16 protein-coding genes, 2 pseudogenes and 1 CRISPR repeat array are annotated in these 19,215 nt (G+C 50.4%); of the genes and pseudogenes, 8 read left to right on the top strand and 10 right to left on the bottom strand.

Features of this window, described 5'->3' with window-relative positions; genetic code table 11:
• Window positions 1-148: 148 nt before the first annotated feature.
• The gene (locus tag GC56T2_RS01835; RefSeq protein WP_144972619.1) at window positions 149-1,357 is read right to left on the bottom strand and encodes a S1C family serine protease; all 1,209 of its coding nucleotides are present in this window, start codon (window positions 1,355-1,357) and stop codon (window positions 149-151) included.
• Between the two features lie 426 nt (window positions 1,358-1,783).
• Here GC56T2_RS01835 and GC56T2_RS01830 point away from each other — a divergent pair, with 426 nt between their 5' ends.
• The 3 genes and pseudogenes from GC56T2_RS01830 to GC56T2_RS01820 all read left to right on the top strand — a co-directional run.
• The gene (locus GC56T2_RS01830; RefSeq protein ID WP_144972617.1) at window positions 1,784-2,455 is read left to right on the top strand and encodes a response regulator transcription factor; all 672 of its coding nucleotides are present in this window, start codon (window positions 1,784-1,786) and stop codon (window positions 2,453-2,455) included.
• Window positions 2,436-3,809, top strand: a complete 1,374-nt coding sequence (locus tag GC56T2_RS01825) for a sensor histidine kinase (protein ID WP_144972615.1) — start codon at window positions 2,436-2,438, stop codon at window positions 3,807-3,809. The genes GC56T2_RS01830 and GC56T2_RS01825 overlap by 20 nt, the downstream gene beginning before the upstream one ends.
• A 67-nt stretch (window positions 3,810-3,876) precedes the next feature.
• Window positions 3,877-4,221, top strand: a pseudogene (locus tag GC56T2_RS01820) (ABC-2 transporter permease); the annotation flags it as partial.
• 284 nt (window positions 4,222-4,505) lie between these two features.
• On the opposite strand, the gene GC56T2_RS01815 reads toward GC56T2_RS01820, so the two are convergent.
• Window positions 4,506-4,916, bottom strand: a complete 411-nt coding sequence (locus GC56T2_RS01815; protein WP_144972613.1) for a hypothetical protein — start codon at window positions 4,914-4,916, stop codon at window positions 4,506-4,508.
• A gap of 261 nt (window positions 4,917-5,177) precedes the next feature.
• On the opposite strand from GC56T2_RS01815, the pseudogene GC56T2_RS01810 reads away from it, so the two are divergent.
• A pseudogene (locus GC56T2_RS01810) lies at window positions 5,178-6,364 on the top strand (IS701 family transposase).
• A 114-nt stretch (window positions 6,365-6,478) separates the two neighbouring features.
• Window positions 6,479-6,715, top strand: a complete 237-nt coding sequence (locus GC56T2_RS01805; RefSeq protein ID WP_255515991.1) for a hypothetical protein — start codon at window positions 6,479-6,481, stop codon at window positions 6,713-6,715.
• A gap of 181 nt (window positions 6,716-6,896) precedes the next feature.
• Here the strand turns inward: GC56T2_RS01805 and GC56T2_RS01800 are convergent, their stop codons facing one another.
• Window positions 6,897-7,280, bottom strand: a complete 384-nt coding sequence (locus tag GC56T2_RS01800; protein WP_255515990.1) for a hypothetical protein — start codon at window positions 7,278-7,280, stop codon at window positions 6,897-6,899.
• A 175-nt stretch (window positions 7,281-7,455) separates the two neighbouring features.
• Between GC56T2_RS01800 and GC56T2_RS01795 the strand changes: the two genes are divergently transcribed.
• The 3 genes from GC56T2_RS01795 to GC56T2_RS01785 all read left to right on the top strand — a co-directional run bounded on the left by GC56T2_RS01795 (window position 7,456) and on the right by GC56T2_RS01785 (window position 9,989).
• Complete coding sequence (locus GC56T2_RS01795; RefSeq protein WP_144972611.1) at window positions 7,456-7,977, top strand: hypothetical protein; 522 nt, start codon at window positions 7,456-7,458, stop codon at window positions 7,975-7,977.
• Complete coding sequence (locus GC56T2_RS01790) at window positions 7,937-8,590, top strand: PspA/IM30 family protein (protein WP_144972609.1); 654 nt, start codon at window positions 7,937-7,939, stop codon at window positions 8,588-8,590. The genes GC56T2_RS01795 and GC56T2_RS01790 overlap by 41 nt, the downstream gene beginning before the upstream one ends.
• A gap of 160 nt (window positions 8,591-8,750) precedes the next feature.
• Window positions 8,751-9,989, top strand: coding sequence for an MFS transporter (locus tag GC56T2_RS01785; protein WP_144972607.1), 1,239 nt, complete (start codon window positions 8,751-8,753; stop codon window positions 9,987-9,989).
• 161 nt (window positions 9,990-10,150) lie between these two features.
• Here GC56T2_RS01785 and GC56T2_RS01780 read toward each other — a convergent pair whose 3' ends face one another.
• From GC56T2_RS01780 to cas3, 7 genes are all read right to left on the bottom strand, one after another.
• Window positions 10,151-11,206 (bottom strand): DmpA family aminopeptidase, encoded by a 1,056-nt coding sequence (locus GC56T2_RS01780; protein WP_144972605.1) that lies wholly within the window; start codon window positions 11,204-11,206, stop codon window positions 10,151-10,153.
• A 173-nt stretch (window positions 11,207-11,379) separates the two neighbouring features.
• Complete coding sequence (locus tag GC56T2_RS01775; RefSeq protein WP_144972603.1) at window positions 11,380-12,288, bottom strand: Rpn family recombination-promoting nuclease/putative transposase; 909 nt, start codon at window positions 12,286-12,288, stop codon at window positions 11,380-11,382.
• A gap of 136 nt (window positions 12,289-12,424) precedes the next feature.
• A CRISPR array of direct repeats spans window positions 12,425-14,049; the repeat unit is 30 nt; unit sequence GTTTCAATCCCTCATAGGTACGATAAAAAC.
• Between the two features lie 179 nt (window positions 14,050-14,228).
• Entirely contained in the window at window positions 14,229-14,975 is a 747-nt protein-coding gene (gene cas6 / locus GC56T2_RS01770; RefSeq protein WP_144972601.1) for a CRISPR-associated endoribonuclease Cas6, read from the bottom strand.
• Between the two features lie 107 nt (window positions 14,976-15,082).
• Entirely contained in the window at window positions 15,083-15,346 is a 264-nt protein-coding gene (gene cas2, locus GC56T2_RS01765; protein WP_033022484.1) for a CRISPR-associated endonuclease Cas2, read from the bottom strand.
• An 11-nt stretch (window positions 15,347-15,357) separates the two neighbouring features.
• Window positions 15,358-16,359 carry a type I-B CRISPR-associated endonuclease Cas1b gene (cas1b, locus tag GC56T2_RS01760; RefSeq protein ID WP_144972599.1) on the bottom strand — a complete coding sequence of 334 codons (1,002 nt, stop codon included), beginning with the start codon at window positions 16,357-16,359 and terminating at the stop codon, window positions 15,358-15,360.
• Between the two features lie 2 nt (window positions 16,360-16,361).
• Window positions 16,362-16,871 carry a CRISPR-associated protein Cas4 gene (gene cas4 / locus GC56T2_RS01755; RefSeq protein ID WP_144972598.1) on the bottom strand — a complete coding sequence of 170 codons (510 nt, stop codon included), beginning with the start codon at window positions 16,869-16,871 and terminating at the stop codon, window positions 16,362-16,364.
• A gap of 9 nt (window positions 16,872-16,880) precedes the next feature.
• Window positions 16,881-19,214: a CRISPR-associated helicase Cas3' gene (gene cas3 / locus GC56T2_RS01750; RefSeq protein WP_144972597.1), complete on the bottom strand. Its 2,334-nt coding sequence runs from the start codon at window positions 19,212-19,214 to the stop codon at window positions 16,881-16,883.
• Window position 19,215: the final 1 nt, after the last annotated feature.

Genomic DNA, 19,215 nt, shown 5'->3' with positions numbered 1-19,215 from the left:
TTTATTTTTAAAAGGGAAAATTAATAAATCGTGTGCCTATGAAATTCGGCGTTTTTTCTAGGGGAGGCGTGGTGAAACCCTTGATATAACAGCATTTTGGCCATTTTCATTTGCCTAAAATGACCTCAAAACTGTCGAACTCGGGTTCTTACGACTGGCTGTTTTCTCTCGCCTTGAGCGTGACAGAGACGGTTGTCTCAAACCCATCACGATAAATCGTCAGTTTGATGCGATCGCCGACCGCTGTTTTCGTGTACAAATATTTGCGCAAGGCGCTGACGCTGTCGATGTTTTGGCCGTTGATCGCCGTGATGACGTCTTTCGATTTCAAGCCCGCATCGGCCGCCGGTGAGAACGGTTCAACTGCGGTGATGGCAGCGCCCGTTGTCACGCTTGATGGCAGTTTCAGCTCACCGGTGCGGACGTCATCGGACAAATCCGCGACATCGACGAGCTGGACGCCAAGATATGGACGTTTGATTTTCCCGTCTTTCATCAGCTGTTCGACGATCGGTTTGACGTTTTCGCTCGGGATGGCAAAGCCGAGTCCTTCGACGCCTGTTTCGGCGATTTTCATGCTGTTGATGCCGATGACTTGCCCCGCGCTGTTAATGAGCGCACCGCCGCTGTTGCCCGGGTTGATCGCCGCATCCGTCTGGATGACGTCAATCTCCCAGTCACCCGCTGAAGTGGACACCGGCATCGTCCGCTTGCCGCTGACGATTCCTTCCGTCACCGTCCGCGACAAGTCAAGACCAAGCGGGTTGCCGATGGCCGCGACCGGCTCGCCGATTTGCACGTTCGCTGAGTCGCCGAAGCTCGCCACTTTCGTCACGCCCTCGGCTGGAATTTTCAAGACGGCGAGGTCTGTCAGCGCATCGGCACCGACGATGTCCGCTTTCACTTTTTTGCCGCTCGCGAGCGCCACCTCGACTTTATTCGCTCCTTCGATAACATGGTTGTTCGTCACAATGTACGCTGTATTGCCCTCTTTTTTGAAAATCACGCCTGAGCCTGTCCCCGCTTCGGCGTCTTGCGCTTGATCGGAGAAAAAGTCGACTTGCTTCTGGATGTTGACGACGCCGACGACGGCATCCGCGACTTTGTTAATGGCGGCGATCATGTTCGTTTTCGTATTCGCCGTCGGCTGCAGCGGCAAGGCGTCAGTTTTTTGCTCAGTCGTTTGCGCCGCTTGCGTGGAGGCGGCGCTTTCTTGGTTCAACCATTTCGGCGCCACATACCATGTCGCGGCGCTGCCGATCACCGCTCCCGCGACAGAAGCGGCAAGCCACGATATGAAGCGGCCGCGCCGTTTCGGCTGCGGCGTTGGGGTTGGTTCAAATGGCATCATGTCCATCGGTCATCTCCTCCTTTATCATGAATGGTCATCCATACCCAAACATTGGACAACTTCGAGCGAAGGCCTCCAAAGCATCGGAAAGGAGGATGAAACACAACGATGTCCCCTACATCCATCGGTCGTACACAAAGACTCGATGACATGTTCCGGTCATTGGCTGCTTTCTCTCTACGATAGTTGAACAGCATATGTCGTTCCTTCTTTCCCACGATGTTTCCGATTAAATCCAAAGATGCAAATTTCTCATTTTCCTCATCGTCATGCTCCTCCTTTTCCTCTTCGCCCATCATCATACCGAAGCAAAGTGAAAAAACGGTGAAAAATCCTCGTCGGCTCGGCTTTCCTTTGCCTTTTCCATTTTCACCTTTTTTTCACGTAGATTTGCTATGATAAAAGCAAGGATGGAAAACAGGAGGAACGTCCATGAAAGTGTTGCTGGCGGAAGACGATCTCCATTTAGGGGAACTGATCGTTCATTTGTTGAAGAAAAAAGGGATTGATCAGATCGATTGGGTGCAGGAGGGGGAAGACGCGTACGACTACGCGATGGCGGAATTTTACGATGTCGTCGTGCTCGATTGGATGATGCCGAACGGCGATGGGGTGGAGATTTGCCGCCGCTTGCGGCAAAACGGTTACACAGGCGCCATTTTGATGTTGACGGCGAAAGACGCGGTGCAAGACCGTGTCACCGGGCTTGAATCCGGGGCGGACGATTACTTGGTCAAACCGTTTGAAATCGATGAGCTTGTCGCTCGCTTAAAAGCGCTCGCCCGGCGCACGTTCGTCCCGCTCCAAGAGGAAAAAGTGTCGTTTCACGGCTTCACCCTCAACCGGACAAGCCATACGCTGCATCGCGGTGACGAGGAAATTTTCCTCACCCCGCGCGAGTTTCAGCTTCTGGATTTGCTCGTGCAAAACCAAGGGCAAGTCGTACCGCGCGAGACGATATTGGACCGCGTCTGGGGCTGGGACGCTGACGTCTCGATGAAAACGATCGACGCGACGATCAAATTGCTCCGTAAAAAATTGAAAGACGATGTCATCCAAACGGTGCGCGGGGTGGGATATAAAATTGATCAATCAATGGAATGACTGGCGCAACTGGCTGCGCCGTTTAGGAAGCGCGGACTTGTTCCGCCGCACCCATTGGCGGCTGACGGCGCTTTACAGCGGCATTTTTACTTTGTTCTTGGCTTTGTTTATCGTCATCGCCGCCGCTTTGTTTTATTGGATCACGACATCGGATCAGGAGCGGCGCATCGTTCGCCTCGCTGAACAAGAAGCCAATACGATGGAACAGTTTTTGTTAAAGCAAAACGATTTTGACTTGTTCGATGACGAAAGTCTCGTATTGCTCAGCGAAGATCAACTCTTTTTTTACGTAATCGGCCCTAACGGCGATTTGCTTGCCGGGGATGAAGTCCATCCGCGCCTGCGCCCGTACTTTTTGCACGCCTTGTCTCGTCTAAATATGAACGCACGTGCGCCAGTTTATTTGACCGTATCATTGCCCGAGCATATGCCGGGCCTGGCCCGCGACGCCGCCCGTGACTGGCGGGTGCTCGCCGCCGCCCGTCCGCTCGTCATTCATGGCAATGTCGTCGGCATCTTGTATATCGGGATGGATGTGACCTCGTTTTTCGGGGTGTTCCATTGGCTGCTTATTGTGCTGATCGGTCTTGCCGTTCTCTTTCTCGCCGTCGGCGTGGCGCTCAGTTACTTCATGTCGAAGCGGGCGCTCGTGCCGATTGAAGAAGCGTACGAGCGGCAGCGCCAGTTTGTCGCCGACGCCTCCCATGAATTGCGCACACCGCTGAGCGTCGTCTTTTCATCTGTTGAGGCGCTCACAATGGAAGAAGACGTGATGAAAAACGAGTTTGCCCGCCGTCTGCTTGACCGCCTCCGCGAGGAGTTGAAGCGGATCACAAAGCTGATGAACGATCTCTTGACGCTCGCCCGCGCGGATGCCAAACATGCCGCGTTGGAACTGGCGAAACAGACGTTTGATTTTCGCCCGCACGCCGAGCGCACGTTTCAGCTCGTCGCGGAACTGGCGGCGAAAAAACAGCTCACGATGCACTTTCACGCTCCGGAACAAGCGGTCGTGACGGCCGATCCGGACAAACTGACCCAGCTGCTGTACATTTTGCTTGATAACGCGATCAAATACACCCCAGAAGGCGGAGAAGTGACATTGTCGATCCGCACTGAGCCGAAGCAGTTCATCCTTTCCGTCAAAGACACCGGCATCGGCATCCCGCCGGAAGACATCAGCCGCATTTTCGACCGCTTTTACCGCGTCGACAAAGCGCGCTCGCGCCAACAAGGCGGCCACGGCCTGGGGCTGTCCATCGCGAAGTGGATCATCGACGCTCACGGCGGCACGATCCATGTCGACAGCCAGCTCGGGCAAGGGACGGAGTTTATCGTACGTCTGCCTGCTTAGATGTAGGGCGCGCTTGCCATTGGCAGGCGGCAAGGCGCTCGGGCTTTCTTCTTGAATCGGGTAGAAGATTGTCGTGCTGATTTTGCAATTGACAACAAGCATTGGAACATTTCCGCTCGAACTGATCCCGTGTTCGTTCCAACACTTTAACGCTTGGCTTCCGATGACGTATTCGATTTTCGGATTGAAAGCGGTCATCTCAAGCGGCAATTTCTCATTGATGTGGGAAAACGTCGGCAAGCTGCTTCTATTTGTTGTCGTCATGATGATAGGAACGATCGTCTATTTGACTATCCAACATCGCCACCAATTTGCAACCGCCATCGAACAAGCTTCTGAAGCAATTGCTTCAGAAGCTTGTTTTTTTACTATCGATCCCATTTGGGGTCATTCTTTCATGATTTTGATTTGATACAAGAGACAATGAGGAAGAACGGTTTTTTCATGTTCTTTCTCACCTTTCCCACCTTCCGGGCGAAAATGAGGCGGTTTTTTCTAGGAGGCTGGTGATTTAACGAGGTATACAGCTTTCCAATGTCATTTCTCAATTAGAAAAACCTTGTTGTATCGGGCCTTCTTTTCAATCATTCTTCCATTGATGAAGGGAATCAGCGGTTTTTCACCAGCCTTCTAGGTGTTTGCTCGGTTACGGAGCCAAACGTGAGTTGACGTTCAAAAATCTCCTTGAAACATTGCCTACTCCTTGAGCAAACTTTTCAATTCCATTTCATACTTGGAAGGAACAATCCCATATTTTCCTGTTTTTTTATCGAAGATCATTGTATGATTTTTCTTAAACCAAATGTTGTAATTGAATAACCGGTCTTTCGCTTTTGGATGTTCGAGCCAAAAACGATAGTCAGGTTGATCTCCGTCGACTTTGGCTGCTTTTGACCATTCTACGAATTTCATGATTTCCTTTATTCTATTGATTTTCCTTTTGTCTCGAATTTCATGAATGCTCGAAAAATTTTCTGTCCTGCTTGTTACTCGAATGACTTCTGTTTTCTTCCGATTGAAATCTGTTTTTTCGGATGTTTGAAAGAACATAACTGCTCCGCATATGCATAAAAGAAGAATAGACAACAAACCATAACGTTTCCTCACGGGAAGTTCACCTCGCACGTACAAAGTTGGCATTACCAAAAACATCCTTCGTATTCTTTGTGTACCCGTGGTGCTAGTTGAGCGCTAGCGCTCAACTAGCACCACGGGTCAGGAAAACGTTTTTTACAAAAAAATATTATGATCTGTAGATGAGCAAATTCGCTAACATAAATTTACAACCAAATAAAAAAGGAGACATGAACCCGATTCCTTGGTTAGAATAGATGTACCACCAACTACCCACAAGGAGGTTCATGTCTCATGAATAGATTAGCACATCATCAAGGAATCCACAAGTTTTTCATGACGCTGGGATTGGCGCTTTATTTCTCGAAGCCGGTCATCAAGCATCTCGTTCATCTTGTCGACGCCTTGACGACCAAGGGATTTTCGGGGACATTGACGGATGTCCGGTACTGGAGTTTTCACCCGAATCATCGAACCACGCTCAGCCATTTTTTCACGAAAAGCCCTTGGAACGAGGAAAAACTGCTTGAGAAGCTTCAAGAATGGATCCTTCGCCAGATCGAACGCCTGGCCAAACGGGAGAATCAACCCCTTTTTGTTTCGATTGATGATACCATTTGCCAAAAAACGAAGCCTTCGTCACGGGCTGCCCGCGCCATTCAAGGGTGTGATTGGCACTACTCGCACAAAGATCATCAATCCGTTTGGGGGCATTCGCTCGTTTGGCTGATGGTGCATACTTTCTCGCAAGCGTTTCCGTTCGCCTTTCGTCTGTATGACAAGACGGCGGGAAGAAGCAAGATCGACCTAGCGATCGAGATGCTTTCCTCGCTCAAGGGGAAACGGGCTCAGCCGGTGTATGTGCTCATGGATTCGTGGTATCCGTCCCAAGCGCTCATCGAAGCCTGCCTGAAACAAGGATTCCATGTCATCGCCATGCTCAAGACGAACCGGATTCTCTATCCGAAAGGCATCGCCATCCAAGCGAAGAAGTTCGCCCATTATATCGAGCCCAACGACACCCGCCTCGTCACGGTGGGGAAGGAGCGTTACCGCGTGTATCGCTACGAGGGAGCGATCCATGGCCTCGATGACGCGGTGGTGCTGCTGGCTTGGAAGGCGGATGAACCGATGACGCCAGATCATCTCCATGTTGTCTTGAGCACCGACCGGGAGCTAGGCGATGAAGAGATCTTGCGTTACTATGCCCAGCGCTGGACGATCGAATGCTTTTTCCGGCAGGCCAAAGACCAGCTGAAGCTCGATGGATACCGTGTTCGTCACATTCGGGGGTGAAACGGTATTGGGTCGTGGTGCTGTTCGCCTGCGTATACAGCATCGCGGAATCTCAACAAGACCTCTCTTCCGGCCTGGAGCTTCTTCGGTCTCGGAAAGGGCACAGCGTCGTCGAGTTCATCTATGACGCCGCAAAACAAGATATTCCCATTGATGTGATTAAAAAACAGCTCCATGTCGCCTAAGGGGTACCCTGTTTGTCTCTTAGGGAATGGAAATTACTGTAATGAAAAATGCTCATCTACAGTTATGATATATAATCATCTTAAAATATTAAATTTTTTCGGGAGGTATTGATCGTGAAAAGATTTTCTTTTTGCTTCCTATCAGCCGTTTTCTTATTGGCTACAGCCTTTTTCCCACCTTCCAGTGCAGGGGCTGAGCAGCTTATTGAAAACAAAGTGAAGCTCAAAAACGTATTTGTGGACATTCATTATGATAAATCAAAAGTAAATTTGGTTCGAACGGAAGATCAGAATTCCACTAAACTTCACCTAGTTGATAATAACAGGATCATTTTCCATTTCAGCTCTTAAAGAGGCAGGGTTCACATACGGCTACTCATCCGGGTCAGATATTTATTATCGAAAACCGATCAACTTAGGGTTCGTGTATTCACTTTATTAGGCATTAGAACACGGCGCTCGGACTTTTGAAGGAAAAGGCGCTCTAGGCAGACTGGGGCGCCTTTTGTTTACGACGGCCACATGAGCCGCTTCACCGTTTTTTCCAAAACGAAACGTTGCCCGCTGCTAGGCGATGCCACAAGTGGAGGGCGTTCATCATCAGAAAATAAATCAACGCATTCATAACGGCATTGACATAGGGCATGATCAAGTCGCCGGCATCGCGGATTTCGATCGGAAACAGGTGGATGATGAGGACAGAGATCGCGATGATGAGGAGCGAACCGATCAGAGTACCGCCGAACCGCGCCTGCGGATGCCATCGAATTCTCGCCAAGCCGACGATCAACGAGCCGATGGCAAATGCGAGAAACGAGCCGTACGCATAATATCCGACATTAAACGTTGGAAACAAAAAGGACAACAACAACACCAACAAAGCGCCGCCCACATCAAGCCCATACGACCGAACCACGTCTTTCCTTCCTCCCCCACAATGTCATGCGAAAATCACCGTCCATCTTGCGCGGATCCCCGGATGATATATGTAAAATTCCTTCAAAAAACATTCGCTTTTCACCTAATTTTCTCCTTCCCCTTCTACAATACAAACCGTAAGCCAGTCCACTACGGAAAAGGAGGTGAGAGGATTGAAGAAAACTCGAGCAGTCGTTTGGCTCGCGCTTGTGGCGCTCGTTGGGGTCAGCTTGCTTCACGGGCTCACGCCGCATGAAGCGATGGCTCACGGACGCCCCGGGGTTCCGTTTGACGGTATGCATAGCGGCGTTTGGCACCACCGTCAGGCATTGGGCATGGGGCCGCACGCAGGCTGGATGCTTCCGGGCTTGTTCCTGTGGATCATCTCCTTGCTGCTTATCGGCGTTGGCGCCGTATGGCTCGCGATGAAGCGGCCGAAGCGCTGGATCGGTTGGGCGCTCGTCGCCTTAGGGGTCGCCGCCTTGTTGCCGAAATGGGTGCTGATTGCCCTGGCGCTCGTGGCCGTCTACACGTTCGGACGACGTCAAGGACGAAAACCGGCAGCCGCTGAAGCGTGGGCTCCAGCACCGCCGTCCGTTTCTGTCAATTGGCTGGACCAATGGGAAAAAACGATACAAAAGGAGGCGCAGACGAATGGGCATTTTTCGTCGGATCAAGACGATCGTTCTCGCTGAAGTGAACGAACAAATCGATCAATGGGAAGACCCGATCGCCATGACAAAACAATATTTGCGTGAACTCGAGCAGCAGCTCGAACGAGGGCGCCAAGCGCTCGCCCAGCAATGGGTCGCTGAGCGGCGCTATGAGACGCTGATCGCCCAAGCGGAAGCAACGGTGGAAAAGCGGAACCGCCAAGCGAAACTGGCGCTCGAACGCAACGAAGAAGCGGTCGCCAAGCTGGCACTGCGCGACAAACTGCTGCACGAGAAAAAGCGGGAAGCCTATAAGCAACAATACGATGCGATCAAAGCGAAAACCGCTGAGGTGGCCCACCGTCTTCAGGAGCTGCGCGAACGGTATGACGAGCTCGCCGCCAAGCAGCTTGAGCTCACCGCTCGCGTCAACGCCGCTCAGGCACTCAAGCAAATCGACACGGCGCTCACTTCGTTTTCCGCTGATGAAGCGCTGCGCGGCTTCGCCCGCATGGAAGAGCGCGTCATCGCCTTAGAAGCGGAAGCGGCCGCCGCCCGTTTCGGAGCGAACGCTGCGTTGTCCCCTGTGCCGTTTGAGGAAGAAGTGGAACGTGAGCTGGCAAAATGGAAAGAAGCCCAAGCGACGAACGCGTAATCCCCCTCCCCCCTTTTTGACATAGATGACCCCCTTGCCTGCCCGGCAAGGGGGATTGGTTTGTTCGCTCCCCTGTCACGCGTAAGCAAAATCATTCCCTCTTCTTTTCCATTGTGCTAAAATCATTAGAGAAACGAAATAATTCAGGAGATGACCCCGCATGGACTGGAAACGAAGCGTCCGCATTTTATGGCTGTGCAATTTTATGGTGTCGGCTGGAATGACGATGGTCATTCCCTTTTTATCGCTTTTCTTATGGGAAATGGGTGTCACTGAGCATCATGCCTTAAGCATGTGGACCGGGCTTGTCTTTTCCGCCACTTTCTTATCAGCGGCCATCATGGCGCCGATCTGGGGAATGTTTGCCGATAAATATGGCCAGCGTGCCAATTTGATTCGCGCCGGAATCGGCATGGGTTTGATCACCGCCTGCATGGCGTTGGCCACGTCGCCCACGGCGCTGCTTTTGCTTCGGTTTCTTGTCGGCTTTTTCTCCGGCTTCATCACCGTCTCGTTTTCCTATTTGGCCCGCGTCGTCCCAAAAGACCATAGCGGCGAAGCGCTCGGGACGCTGCAAACCGGAAGCATCGCCGGAAACATTATCGGGCCGCTCATCGGTGGCGCTTTGTCCGACCTGTTTGGCTTCCGCCCGGTGTTTTTAGTGACCGGGCTTTGCATTTTGCTTACCCTCTTGCCCGTCATCTTTTGGCTTGAAAAAGACCCGGTCGTGCCGCAGACGAAAGAAAACAAGGCGAGTTTCAAAGAGGTGTTCGAACACCGGCCGCTCATCATCTTGTTTGTCGCCACGTTTCTTGTGCAAATCGCCGTTCTCGGTGTCAACTCGATGATGACAATTTTTGTCCAATCCTTAGTTGGCCACACTAGCAATCTCGCCTTTTTATCCGGCCTCGCCTCATCGATCACCGGCATCGCCACGATCATCGGCGCGCCGTATTTAGGGAAGCTCGGCGATCGGATCGGGCAGGAGAAAACATTGCCGATTTTGCTTGTTCTCTCCGGCTTGTTCGCCTTGCCGCAAGTCTGGACAGATCACATTTACGCCTTGTACGTATGGCGCTTCTTGCAAGGGCTAGTCGTCGGCGGCGTATGGCCTGCCCTCCAGGCGCTCATCAACGCGCAAAGCCCGCGCCGCATTCAAGGGCGGGTGTTCGGCGTCACCGCCAGCAGCCGCTTCCTCGGCAACTTGACCGGTCCAACGGCCGCGGGCGCCATCGCCGGCCTGTTTTCCATCGCTTCGATTTTCGCCTTGTCCGGCCTTTTGCTGATCGCCACCGGCGCCTTGGTCGGCTACGCCCACCGCCGTGCATCCACCCCATGGCGCGAAGGGATGAAAGAAAAACTCGCCGCGTGGACGCATCGCCTTCATAGCCGGCAGTAAGCGACTTGGCGGCATCCAACTGAGATGGGCGCCTCACTCGGCCGGGAACGCTATATCGACACGAAGCGATCTGGCGGCATTGAACATGAAAGAAGGTGTCCGCAAAACGTGGGACACCTTCCCTTCATCACCTGTCATCGTTTCATCCAACGGTTGCCCTTCTATTCCCCCGCCCATTTCATCCGCTGAAGCAGCGAATACGGAATCGCCTCTCCAACGCGCCCGTTCCGTCCAGTCGTCGTTTCCGCCATCGTCAATGAGTTCCAAATCGCTTCCTCTGTCGCCTCAACAGCCGCTTGAAACAGCTCTTTCATGAGCGGCGCATCATCGCGGACAAGCGGCGGCAGCGCCTGATGCCCGGAATCCGCAACATGCGGAATCGTGTATGCCGTGGAAAAGGCAATGACGATATCGCCGCTGCCGTGATGAACATGACTCCCCGTCCGCGCCAGCCCCACCGCCGCCCGCTTCGCCATCCGCTTCAATTGCCGCGCATCAAGCGGCGCATCGGTCGCCACGATCATCATAATCGACCCAGGCGGCACGTCCCGCTCATCAAACAACGGCGGCACATACGGCACAAACCGCAGCTCTTCACGCCGCCCAAAATTGCTCACGACAAGCGTCCCGACCGTATACATCCCGCCCGCGATCCGCGATGAACTGCCGACTCCTCCTTTCCAGCCGAAACACATCATACCCGTCCCCGCGCCAACCGCTCCTTCTTCCATATCCACCCGCGCTTCGGCAATCGCCTGTTTCGCATGCGCCTTCGTCACCGCCAGCGCCCGCGCCGCATTCAAATAGCTGTCATTGCACTCCCCGACCACGATGTTGACAGACCCGGCCGTGTCGCCAATCTCCGGCGTCATCTCCATCATATACTCAAGCGTCCCTTGCCAGACAGCGCCGACACTGAACGTACTCGTCAGCATAATCGGCGACTCGATCGTCCCCAGCTCCTCGACTTGCACGAGCCCCGCCGTTTTCCCGAACCCGTTCAAGACAAAGCACGCCGCCGGCACCTTCTCTAAAAACCAATTCCCCCCATGCGGCAACACCGCCGTCACCCCAGTGCGGACCACCGTCCGTTCATCCCGCTCTTCACGAATCGTCACATGCCCGACCCGAACGCCGGACACATCCGTAATTTGATTCCGCTTCCCTGTCGGAAGCGTGCCGATCGAAAACCCGAGATCGCGAAGTTTTTGGCGCATCGATGCGAAGCCTCCTGTCATAAATCTATTCCTCTTTCCATGAGCAATGGGGGAACGTTTGAAAGGCGCTCCTGATGCGACAAGGCTTATCTATTTGAGAAACCGGTTTGACAAGCGGATTGCCCCCTTAAATCACCGGCCTTCTAGGGTGAGATCGATCACCCCTTTTCCCCTTACTCGCTCAGCAAGCTTCGAACCTCTTCTTCAGAAAGATCCACCAACCGGGCAATCTCGGCGGCCGTCATCCCTTTTTGCGCCATTGTCTGAATAAGCCGCTTCATTCCCTGTTTCATGCCTTGTTCCATTCCTTGCTTCATCCCTTGCTCAAGGCCGCGTTTTACCCCTTCTTCCAACCCTTCTCTCTTCCCTTTTTGCTCGTAGGAGATGATCAGCTCCAGCACTTTCTCTCGTTCTTTCGTTTCCATCGCCTTCACCTCGCTTTGCAGCTGTTGTTCCTCTTCCTCCGTCAACTTCACGTACGTCTCAAAAAACCCAAGCAGCAGCCGCTGCCTCGCCTCATCGAGCTCCAACCGCACCAACATGCGCAAAAATTCTTTTTTCAGCTCCACCTTCTCTCTTTCAGTATACCCCATTTGACTGAGCAGCGCAGCCGCGACCGGATTGTCCTGCCGAATGTACTCCCGCCACTGCTTCTTCCGCAACGCCACCGGAAAAAAGCGAAACTGCAGCACTTCGCCAAACGGAAATTCCATCGAAAACACAGACGGTTCCTCGCGGAGGGAATCATGGTGGAAGACGGCGATCGGAACGATGCGGGTCCGGTAGGTTTCATACAAGCGGCTGAAATAGAGGAACATGCGCTCGGCAAACGACGGCTGGACATACCCTTGCGTTTCCACGTGCACGGTGATCAGCCCGTCTTCGCCTTTCAGCTTCGTCTCGACCAGCAAATCAACGCGGTACTTTTCACCGGCCGTCACATCAGTAAACAGCTCTTCGGATAAAAAGGACAGATGGCGGAAATCGATATGCTCGTGCATGTCGGGGAAAAAGAGGAGCAGAAACTCTTCGAAAAACGTGCGGATCAGCTCTTTGAACAGCCGATCATGGTCAATCGCCATTCAATCACCTCACCTTGATGGTCTCTCCTTTTCTATTCGCCGTCCCCAAGGCGGCATCCTGCACACAGTGAGAAATTCGTCATAGGTACGATAAAAACAAACAGCTTCGAATACCAAGATTGGTGCATGGGACCACGTTTCAATCCCTCATAGGTACGATAAAAACGTGGAGCACCAGTATTAAGGCAGATACTACAATTATTAGTTTCAATCCCTCATAGGTACGATAAAAACTTGTATGGTGCCCAGTAGTCATGCTTGACGGTGATGTTTCAATCCCTCATAGGTACGATAAAAACGCCTCATAAATGGTTGCATCAGTATTGCGATATGTAGTTTCAATCCCTCATAGGTACGATAAAAACATTAGCCAGCCCGTAAAGGAAGTTTACCGCGTGATCGGTTTCAATCCCTCATAGGTACGATAAAAACCCCACTGCAATCACGCGTGGCCCATACTTTCTGCCTGTAGTTTCAATCCCTCATAGGTACGATAAAAACTGTCCTACATCGCGGAGGTTGTTCCCGACTGTGGAGTTTCAATCCCTCATAGGTACGATAAAAACGGCGATTAAGTATGCAATCGAAAAAGCGGGAGGGGAGTTTCAATCCCTCATAGGTACGATAAAAACGCGAGGGTAGATGCGGAAGGAAATGTATATACAACACGTTTCAATCCCTCATAGGTACGATAAAAACAAAAGGTTGGCGCGTAGACGTTTGGAAACATTAGAGTTTCAATCCCTCATAGGTACGATAAAAACCCTCGCATCCTAGCGGAACGCGAAGGAGCGAAGGCGTTTCAATCCCTCATAGGTACGATAAAAACACGGAAATGGATGCAAGAAGTCGGGATTCGAGAGTTGTTTCAATCCCTCATAGGTACGATAAAAACGGGAATAGAATCTATGTGCCTTTCTAAAGGGGGAGAGGGTTTCAATCCCTCATAGGTACGATAAAAACTGCTGATCATAAAGAGGGCTTGAAGCAGTGCCGAACCGGTTTCAATCCCTCATAGGTACGATAAAAACGCTGTCACGGGGCGCTCGAGGTGGTACATCGCGGTCTGTTTCAATCCCTCATAGGTACGATAAAAACTTTTTCGCCAATTTCCGACATTCGTATGCATCGCATGTTTCAATCCCTCATAGGTACGATAAAAACGCATTTCTGCGCCGCACTTTGAGACCTGTTCGTTTGCGTTTCAATCCCTCATAGGTACGATAAAAACCGCGATGCCCTTCGACGTCCCAACTCGTCACCGAATGTTTCAATCCCTCATAGGTACGATAAAAACTTGTTTCCTGTTTTGCGTTTTTAAATTCATTACAAAGTTTCAATCCCTCATAGGTACGATAAAAACGCAAGCGCTCTAGAGCCGCCAATAACGGTCCATGGGGTTTCAATCCCTCATAGGTACGATAAAAACCTTTAATGATCAAACGGTATATATCACCTTCTGGGAGTTTCAATCCCTCATAGGTACGATAAAAACGCAGATCCCGCTGGATGACGTCCTTAAACTGATCGACGTTTCAATCCCTCATAGGTACGATAAAAACGTAATTGGTTCATTTTGTTTTTCCCTCCACTTCGCGTTTCAATCCCTCATAGGTACGATAAAAACGATACGTCCGGATCAGCCGGTGAACGATCAAATCCGGGTTTCAATCCCTCATAGGTACGATAAAAACCCAAATAGGTGTTCTAACAAAATAATGAATCATGTGCGTTTCAATCCCTCATAGGTACGATAAAAACCCCAAAAAGTGTTGTCATAGCAACCTTTTCCCTTCAACGTCATCATCAGAATAACAAGTTTCGAAGATTCTGTCAATCAAGTTCAACCATGATGGCTGTAGGGATCAAGCGATCAAAACCAATGTCGTCGACCCCCTAGGGTTTTTGCACGATTGGAGGTCGACGACAATCAGAATGGCTCACTCGCTGATTAACCGAAACATGCCGAATCCTTGGGAATTGCGGCTGCCTAGGCCAACGTGGTATAGAAACGTCAGTTGTTCGGGAGAAGAGGAAAGAAGATAATGGCCTAACCAGCCCGTAATATACATATCTTTGAATCGTGTTACCACTCGATGACGGTGGTGGACATGGACAGGCTCGATCATCAATCTCTCTTCTGGCTCGACGCCATAGTACGCTTCGTATTTATGGCGGAAATTCAGCTCCACGAGGTGGGGAAAGACGTCGTCGTCCGGTCCGAAAAAATGCGTTTTCTTTTTTCCATCGATCGTTTCATACGTGCTGTATACGGTCAGCGGGGAGAGCATGGCCACCTCGATGGTGTTTTGGGCAATTTCCACCTTGTCCATCTTCACGCTTTTGACCTCCACCGGCTGATCGTAAAGCCAAATCTCCCGCCGCAGCAACAACTGCTGCCCGAGCTGCTCGGTCAAATCCGGGAGAATCGTGTCGATATGCCATTGGAAATCGTCCAAAAATCGGATCGTTTTCTTTCCCCTATCCACTTCATGCCTTCCAACTAGACGGCTAAATGTAAACAGTTTAAACGATCGCTTCCCATGGCGGAAGCCGATCTCATGCAAAAACGTCGCCAATCGTTCGCTTTCTAGCGACCGATACAACAGGCCTTGCAGCAAATGCTGATAATGAAGCGGCAGCGACACCGGACCCTGCCGCCCGTTCATCGTAATGGTCAGTCTCATGTGAATACCCTGCCTTCTGATAAATACCGTTTCTTCATTATGGGATGAACTCATCCCCAACCGAGTCAACGAGGCGCAACTTCAAGCAGATGAGTTCTTCTTCATTGTCATAAGATGAATTCATCCCCGCCCTTTTTCACCCCCATTTCTTCTCTTTTCGAGTACTTTTGGGTGCGAAACGTGTAAAAAATGACCGAGTCCTCATCAGGATCCATCATTTGGCGCAGTTCCATCTTTAACTTTTCATAATTCGCCGTTGTGATTTCCCCTTCAAACACCGAGTTTTGCACCCAATGAAGATATTTACGAGCAATTTTCAACGCTTTGGCCACACGCTTTTCGTTAAAATCGTACACGAGAATCACAAACACAGTGCTTCCACCTACCAACGAGCTGCATAAGGCTCGTACGTTTTTTCACCGAGAAGATGCTTTTGAACTTTATATAACTCAAGACGAATGAGACGACGATACGACACAGACTTCCCGAGATGACGATGTTGAACCGTCGTCTGCATTTTTTTCTCCAATTCACTGACAAATAACTTTCTTCCTTCTTCATTTAACAAAATGCCGTCGGTTAATTTCTCAAAATGCTTATGCGACAACATATGTCGATTCACTAAGGTGAAAATCAAGCGATCGACAATGATCGGTTTAAAAATTTCCGCAATATCCAAATTCAATGAAAAGCGGCGAAAGTTCGTGCTATGCAAAAAGCCAATGCGCGGATCTAAATACGTTTTATAAATTTCACTCAAACACATCGTGTACACAATCGAGTTCCCAAAGCTAATCAGTGCGTTCAAACGATTATGCGGCGGCCGTTTGGTCCGCTTTTCAAACACAAAATCTGGATGGCGGATGATGGTATCGAACGAAGCATAGTACGCTTCACGAATATGGCCTTCTGCCGCCATTAACTGTTCCACCGTTTCCGCCTGATTCAACCGCCCTTCTTCCCGTTCGATCAATTGCAGCGCTTTTTCCAATTCCTCCGGTTCAGAAAGGCGGGAACGGTAATACTTGAGCACCCGCTCCATTTGGCGGATGGAGCCTTGAACAAACAGACGGGCGAGCTCCAATCGTTTGGCCGGATCAATGTAATGCTCAACTTGCTTTACTATGACATGTCCGGAATTCAAATGTTCGCGCGGATAAAAGGAGCCGACGTAATAGCCATAATGATTAAAGTAATGAACGATGATCTCTTTTTGCGCCGCAAACTCCAAAAACCGTTTCGATACGTCCACTTCCCCGAAAATATAAATATCATTCGTATTTTCCACCGGTATATAACGTTTACGTCCTTCTGTTTCGAAATACAGACTATTGTCTTTGCGACGCAGCTCACCATTTTGGAAAATATAAAGCGTCTTTTTCATTTCTATTCCTCCGCCCAACAATATTCACGATAGGCGCATTTGCCGCAAAATGATATCTTTTTCGGCGGCGGCGGGACAGGCATTCGAACGATGCGGCGGATGTCGGCAATGGCACGTTCTAACTCATGCCGCCCTTCCTCGGTCCATTCGACACGTTCTTTTTTCCGCTCCTTTGGAAACAACAGTTCCCCTTTTGCGTGGATCCCCGCCTGTCTCAACGTATCTAAATAGTATAACAGCTGCATTCGAGCGCTTTTTATATAGCTTGATGACTTCTTCACTTCTCCTATAATCAACTGACCGTCTTCTTGACGGATGCGATCAATGACAATGGAACCTATCGATATTTCTTTCTTGTCCCTTTGGTAAGTTGTTTCAGAAAGAAATCTCCCAATTTCTATCGCTTCATCTTCCTGGTCTGGAGCAATCTGATGCTTCATCAGCCAAACTTCGCGCGGACAAATGTAATAGTACCAAATGTCCGTTCCCGTCACAGGCATTTCATATTCCATCGATCTCACCTACCAAATGAGCCCTTCACTTTTCGTCCGGTACCCGAGCGCTTCATCGTAAAAATCTGACAGCGAATCGTGTCCCACATACCCGATCCCATGGACAATCGGCGGCTGGTGATCTACCCGTGCTGGAATCGCAATGACATATTGAAAAAAGCGGGTTTTAATATCAGAAAATCTCTTCCTCCGCTCCCACCGATCGCTGATTCGCAAAATGGTCTCATATTCACGAAACACTTCGCTCGCTTCCTCATCCAGCTCAATAAAGACATTGAATTTTTCCCCTTCTCCTTCAATCAGGCGAAAGTGCGACACAGGAAGGCGATCAACGGTTTCTTCCCCATCAAAGTACAGCGTCATCATCCCTTTTAACAGCCGTTCGGACTCGTTATTGCTCATTCGTGCAGTCAGCGTTTCGAAATAGGCTGTAATCAACTGTAAAAATTCGCTTTCCTCTATTTTTGCTTTTCCTTTTAACAAAGTCTGTGTAATGTCTAAGCGGATCGCATCATAAATATAGCTCGCGTATAATCGCTTTTTGTTGTCTGTTAAGCGAACAATGTGCACCTCCCCTCCCCGCTGTCCATGGCGGTTGCACCTTCCAGCTGCCTGCTGGATGGAATCCAAGGGGGCAAAGTCTCGGTAGACCACATCAAAATCAATATCAACCCCCGCCTCGATCAACTGCGTGCTAACGACAATCCGATATTCCCCGTTTTTCGCCGCCATGATCCGCCGCAGGCGTTCTTTTGGCGGAATATGCGTGGACAAAAACGTCATGTCCCCCTCATCTACGCCTTCGTCTAGAAAGGCACGGTATAAAGCTTTAGCGCTCTCAATCGTATTCAAAATGAATAAATATGTTTTTTCCTCATCCCACTCGATTTGCCGAGCAAACTCCTCGATCTCTACCGGCTCGTCGATGTCTGGATGCAAGGTCACCCGGGAAAGCAGTTGAAAATAGGCCGATTCATTGACAAGGGAAACCGCTTCTGGAAACCATTTTGGATCCGTTGCCGAGCTGAAGATAAAATAACAGCCGAGTTCTTCCGCCATCGCGGCAAACAAGCGGCGAACAGCCAACCAATAACGATGAGGAACGGCCTGCACCTCATCGATGAGAATAATGGAATTAGCCAACCGATGAAATTTGCGCAGTGAAGCATTGCGGTGAGAAAAAATCGTTTCGAACAATTGCACAAAGGTAGTCACAATCAATTCCGAATGCCAACCTTCCACCAGCAGTTTCGCCGCCTCATAATCAGCGTCGTAACGCTCCTCATCTTGCCTTGTGACATAACGCATATCAGCCAGATGATGATGCGCAAGCCAAAGCTGGTGATCCTCCTGCATTCCGCTCGCGGCAAAAACGTCTTTTAGAACACTTGCCGTCTGGTCAATGATGCTGAGAAAAGGAAGACTGTAAATGATTCGGGGCGTCACCCGTTGACGGCGTTCGATTTCGTGGCGAAGACGCAAGGCAAAGTGGAGACCGGCTAACGTTTTTCCCATTCCGGTTGGCAAGTTCAACGAATACACATGATGGCGCAAATCGATCGGCGCCTGATCCACTTCTTGAAACGCCCGCTCTCTCCATTCATTCAACTTCGTTTTCGGCCACGATTGTTGCTGCTTATAGCGCAGAATCAAGTCGGCCGGAATGTCCTTGCGCCCGGAAAACGACCATGACTGCTTTTGCAAAATTCCAACTTCTGACTTATCTGCATCAATGAGCAGAGAGAAGAGAAACAACAGTTGCAAATATGGCACAAGCGAATCATTGCTTCGATTCCATTTCATGATCCAGCGGCGCAACGAGCGAGCTTCGGCAAAAAATCGTTCAATCCACGCTAACCACACTTCTTTCGTCCAAATCGCTTCTTGTCCAACACCCAAACAGGCCATCTGTTTGGATAGTGCGGAAAAGTCTGTTGCTTCAGCTTGACACTTCAACAACGTCTTGGCCTCGTCCCCCATCCGCTTCAGTTCTTCCAGCCAATCGTCTAAATTCCCATGATGCCGCTTCACGACAAGAAACGCCAACAATCGCCAAAACTCATCCATCCCCTTTTCTTGTAAAAAAACCGCTAATAGGACAGCCGACAAAAGCGCATGGCTTTTTAATGCAGGCGGATCTTGAAAGGAATCCGGTGATTGGATGTATCGCTGAAAGAAGGCATGACTTTTGCCGATATCATGAAAAAACGCAATCCACCGATTCACTTCCGCCAACTGTCCGGACTCGGCGAGACGGACGGACTTTTCAGACAAAAAGAGGGAGGAAAGCTGTTCCACCCCTCGCAAATGATCCGACAAAAAATAATGGGGATGAGAATACATC

The sequence above is a fragment of the Geobacillus sp. C56-T2 genome (genome assembly GCF_007829715.1).
GTDB lineage: Bacteria > Bacillota > Bacilli > Bacillales > Anoxybacillaceae > Geobacillus > Geobacillus icigianus.
This window is presented reverse-complemented; position numbering and strand designations above follow the sequence as displayed.

Excerpts from the sequence above, each read along its gene's own strand:
- GC56T2_RS01835 (WP_144972619.1), bottom strand. The coding sequence starts at position 1,357 with ATGGACATGATGCCATTTGAACCAACCCCAACGCCGCAGCCGAAACGG.
- GC56T2_RS01830 (WP_144972617.1), top strand. The coding sequence starts at position 1,784 with ATGAAAGTGTTGCTGGCGGAAGACGATCTCCATTTAGGGGAACTGATC.
- GC56T2_RS01790 (WP_144972609.1), top strand. The coding sequence starts at position 7,937 with ATGGGCATTTTTCGTCGGATCAAGACGATCGTTCTCGCTGAAGTGAAC.
- GC56T2_RS01785 (WP_144972607.1), top strand. The coding sequence starts at position 8,751 with ATGGACTGGAAACGAAGCGTCCGCATTTTATGGCTGTGCAATTTTATG.
- GC56T2_RS01780 (WP_144972605.1), bottom strand. The coding sequence starts at position 11,206 with ATGCGCCAAAAACTTCGCGATCTCGGGTTTTCGATCGGCACGCTTCCG.
- GC56T2_RS01775 (WP_144972603.1), bottom strand. The coding sequence starts at position 12,288 with ATGGCGATTGACCATGATCGGCTGTTCAAAGAGCTGATCCGCACGTTT.
- cas6 (WP_144972601.1), bottom strand. The coding sequence starts at position 14,975 with ATGAGACTGACCATTACGATGAACGGGCGGCAGGGTCCGGTGTCGCTG.
- cas1b (WP_144972599.1), bottom strand. The coding sequence starts at position 16,359 with ATGAAAAAGACGCTTTATATTTTCCAAAATGGTGAGCTGCGTCGCAAA.
- cas4 (WP_144972598.1), bottom strand. The coding sequence starts at position 16,871 with ATGGAATATGAAATGCCTGTGACGGGAACGGACATTTGGTACTATTAC.
- cas3 (WP_144972597.1), bottom strand. The coding sequence starts at position 19,214 with ATGTATTCTCATCCCCATTATTTTTTGTCGGATCATTTGCGAGGGGTG.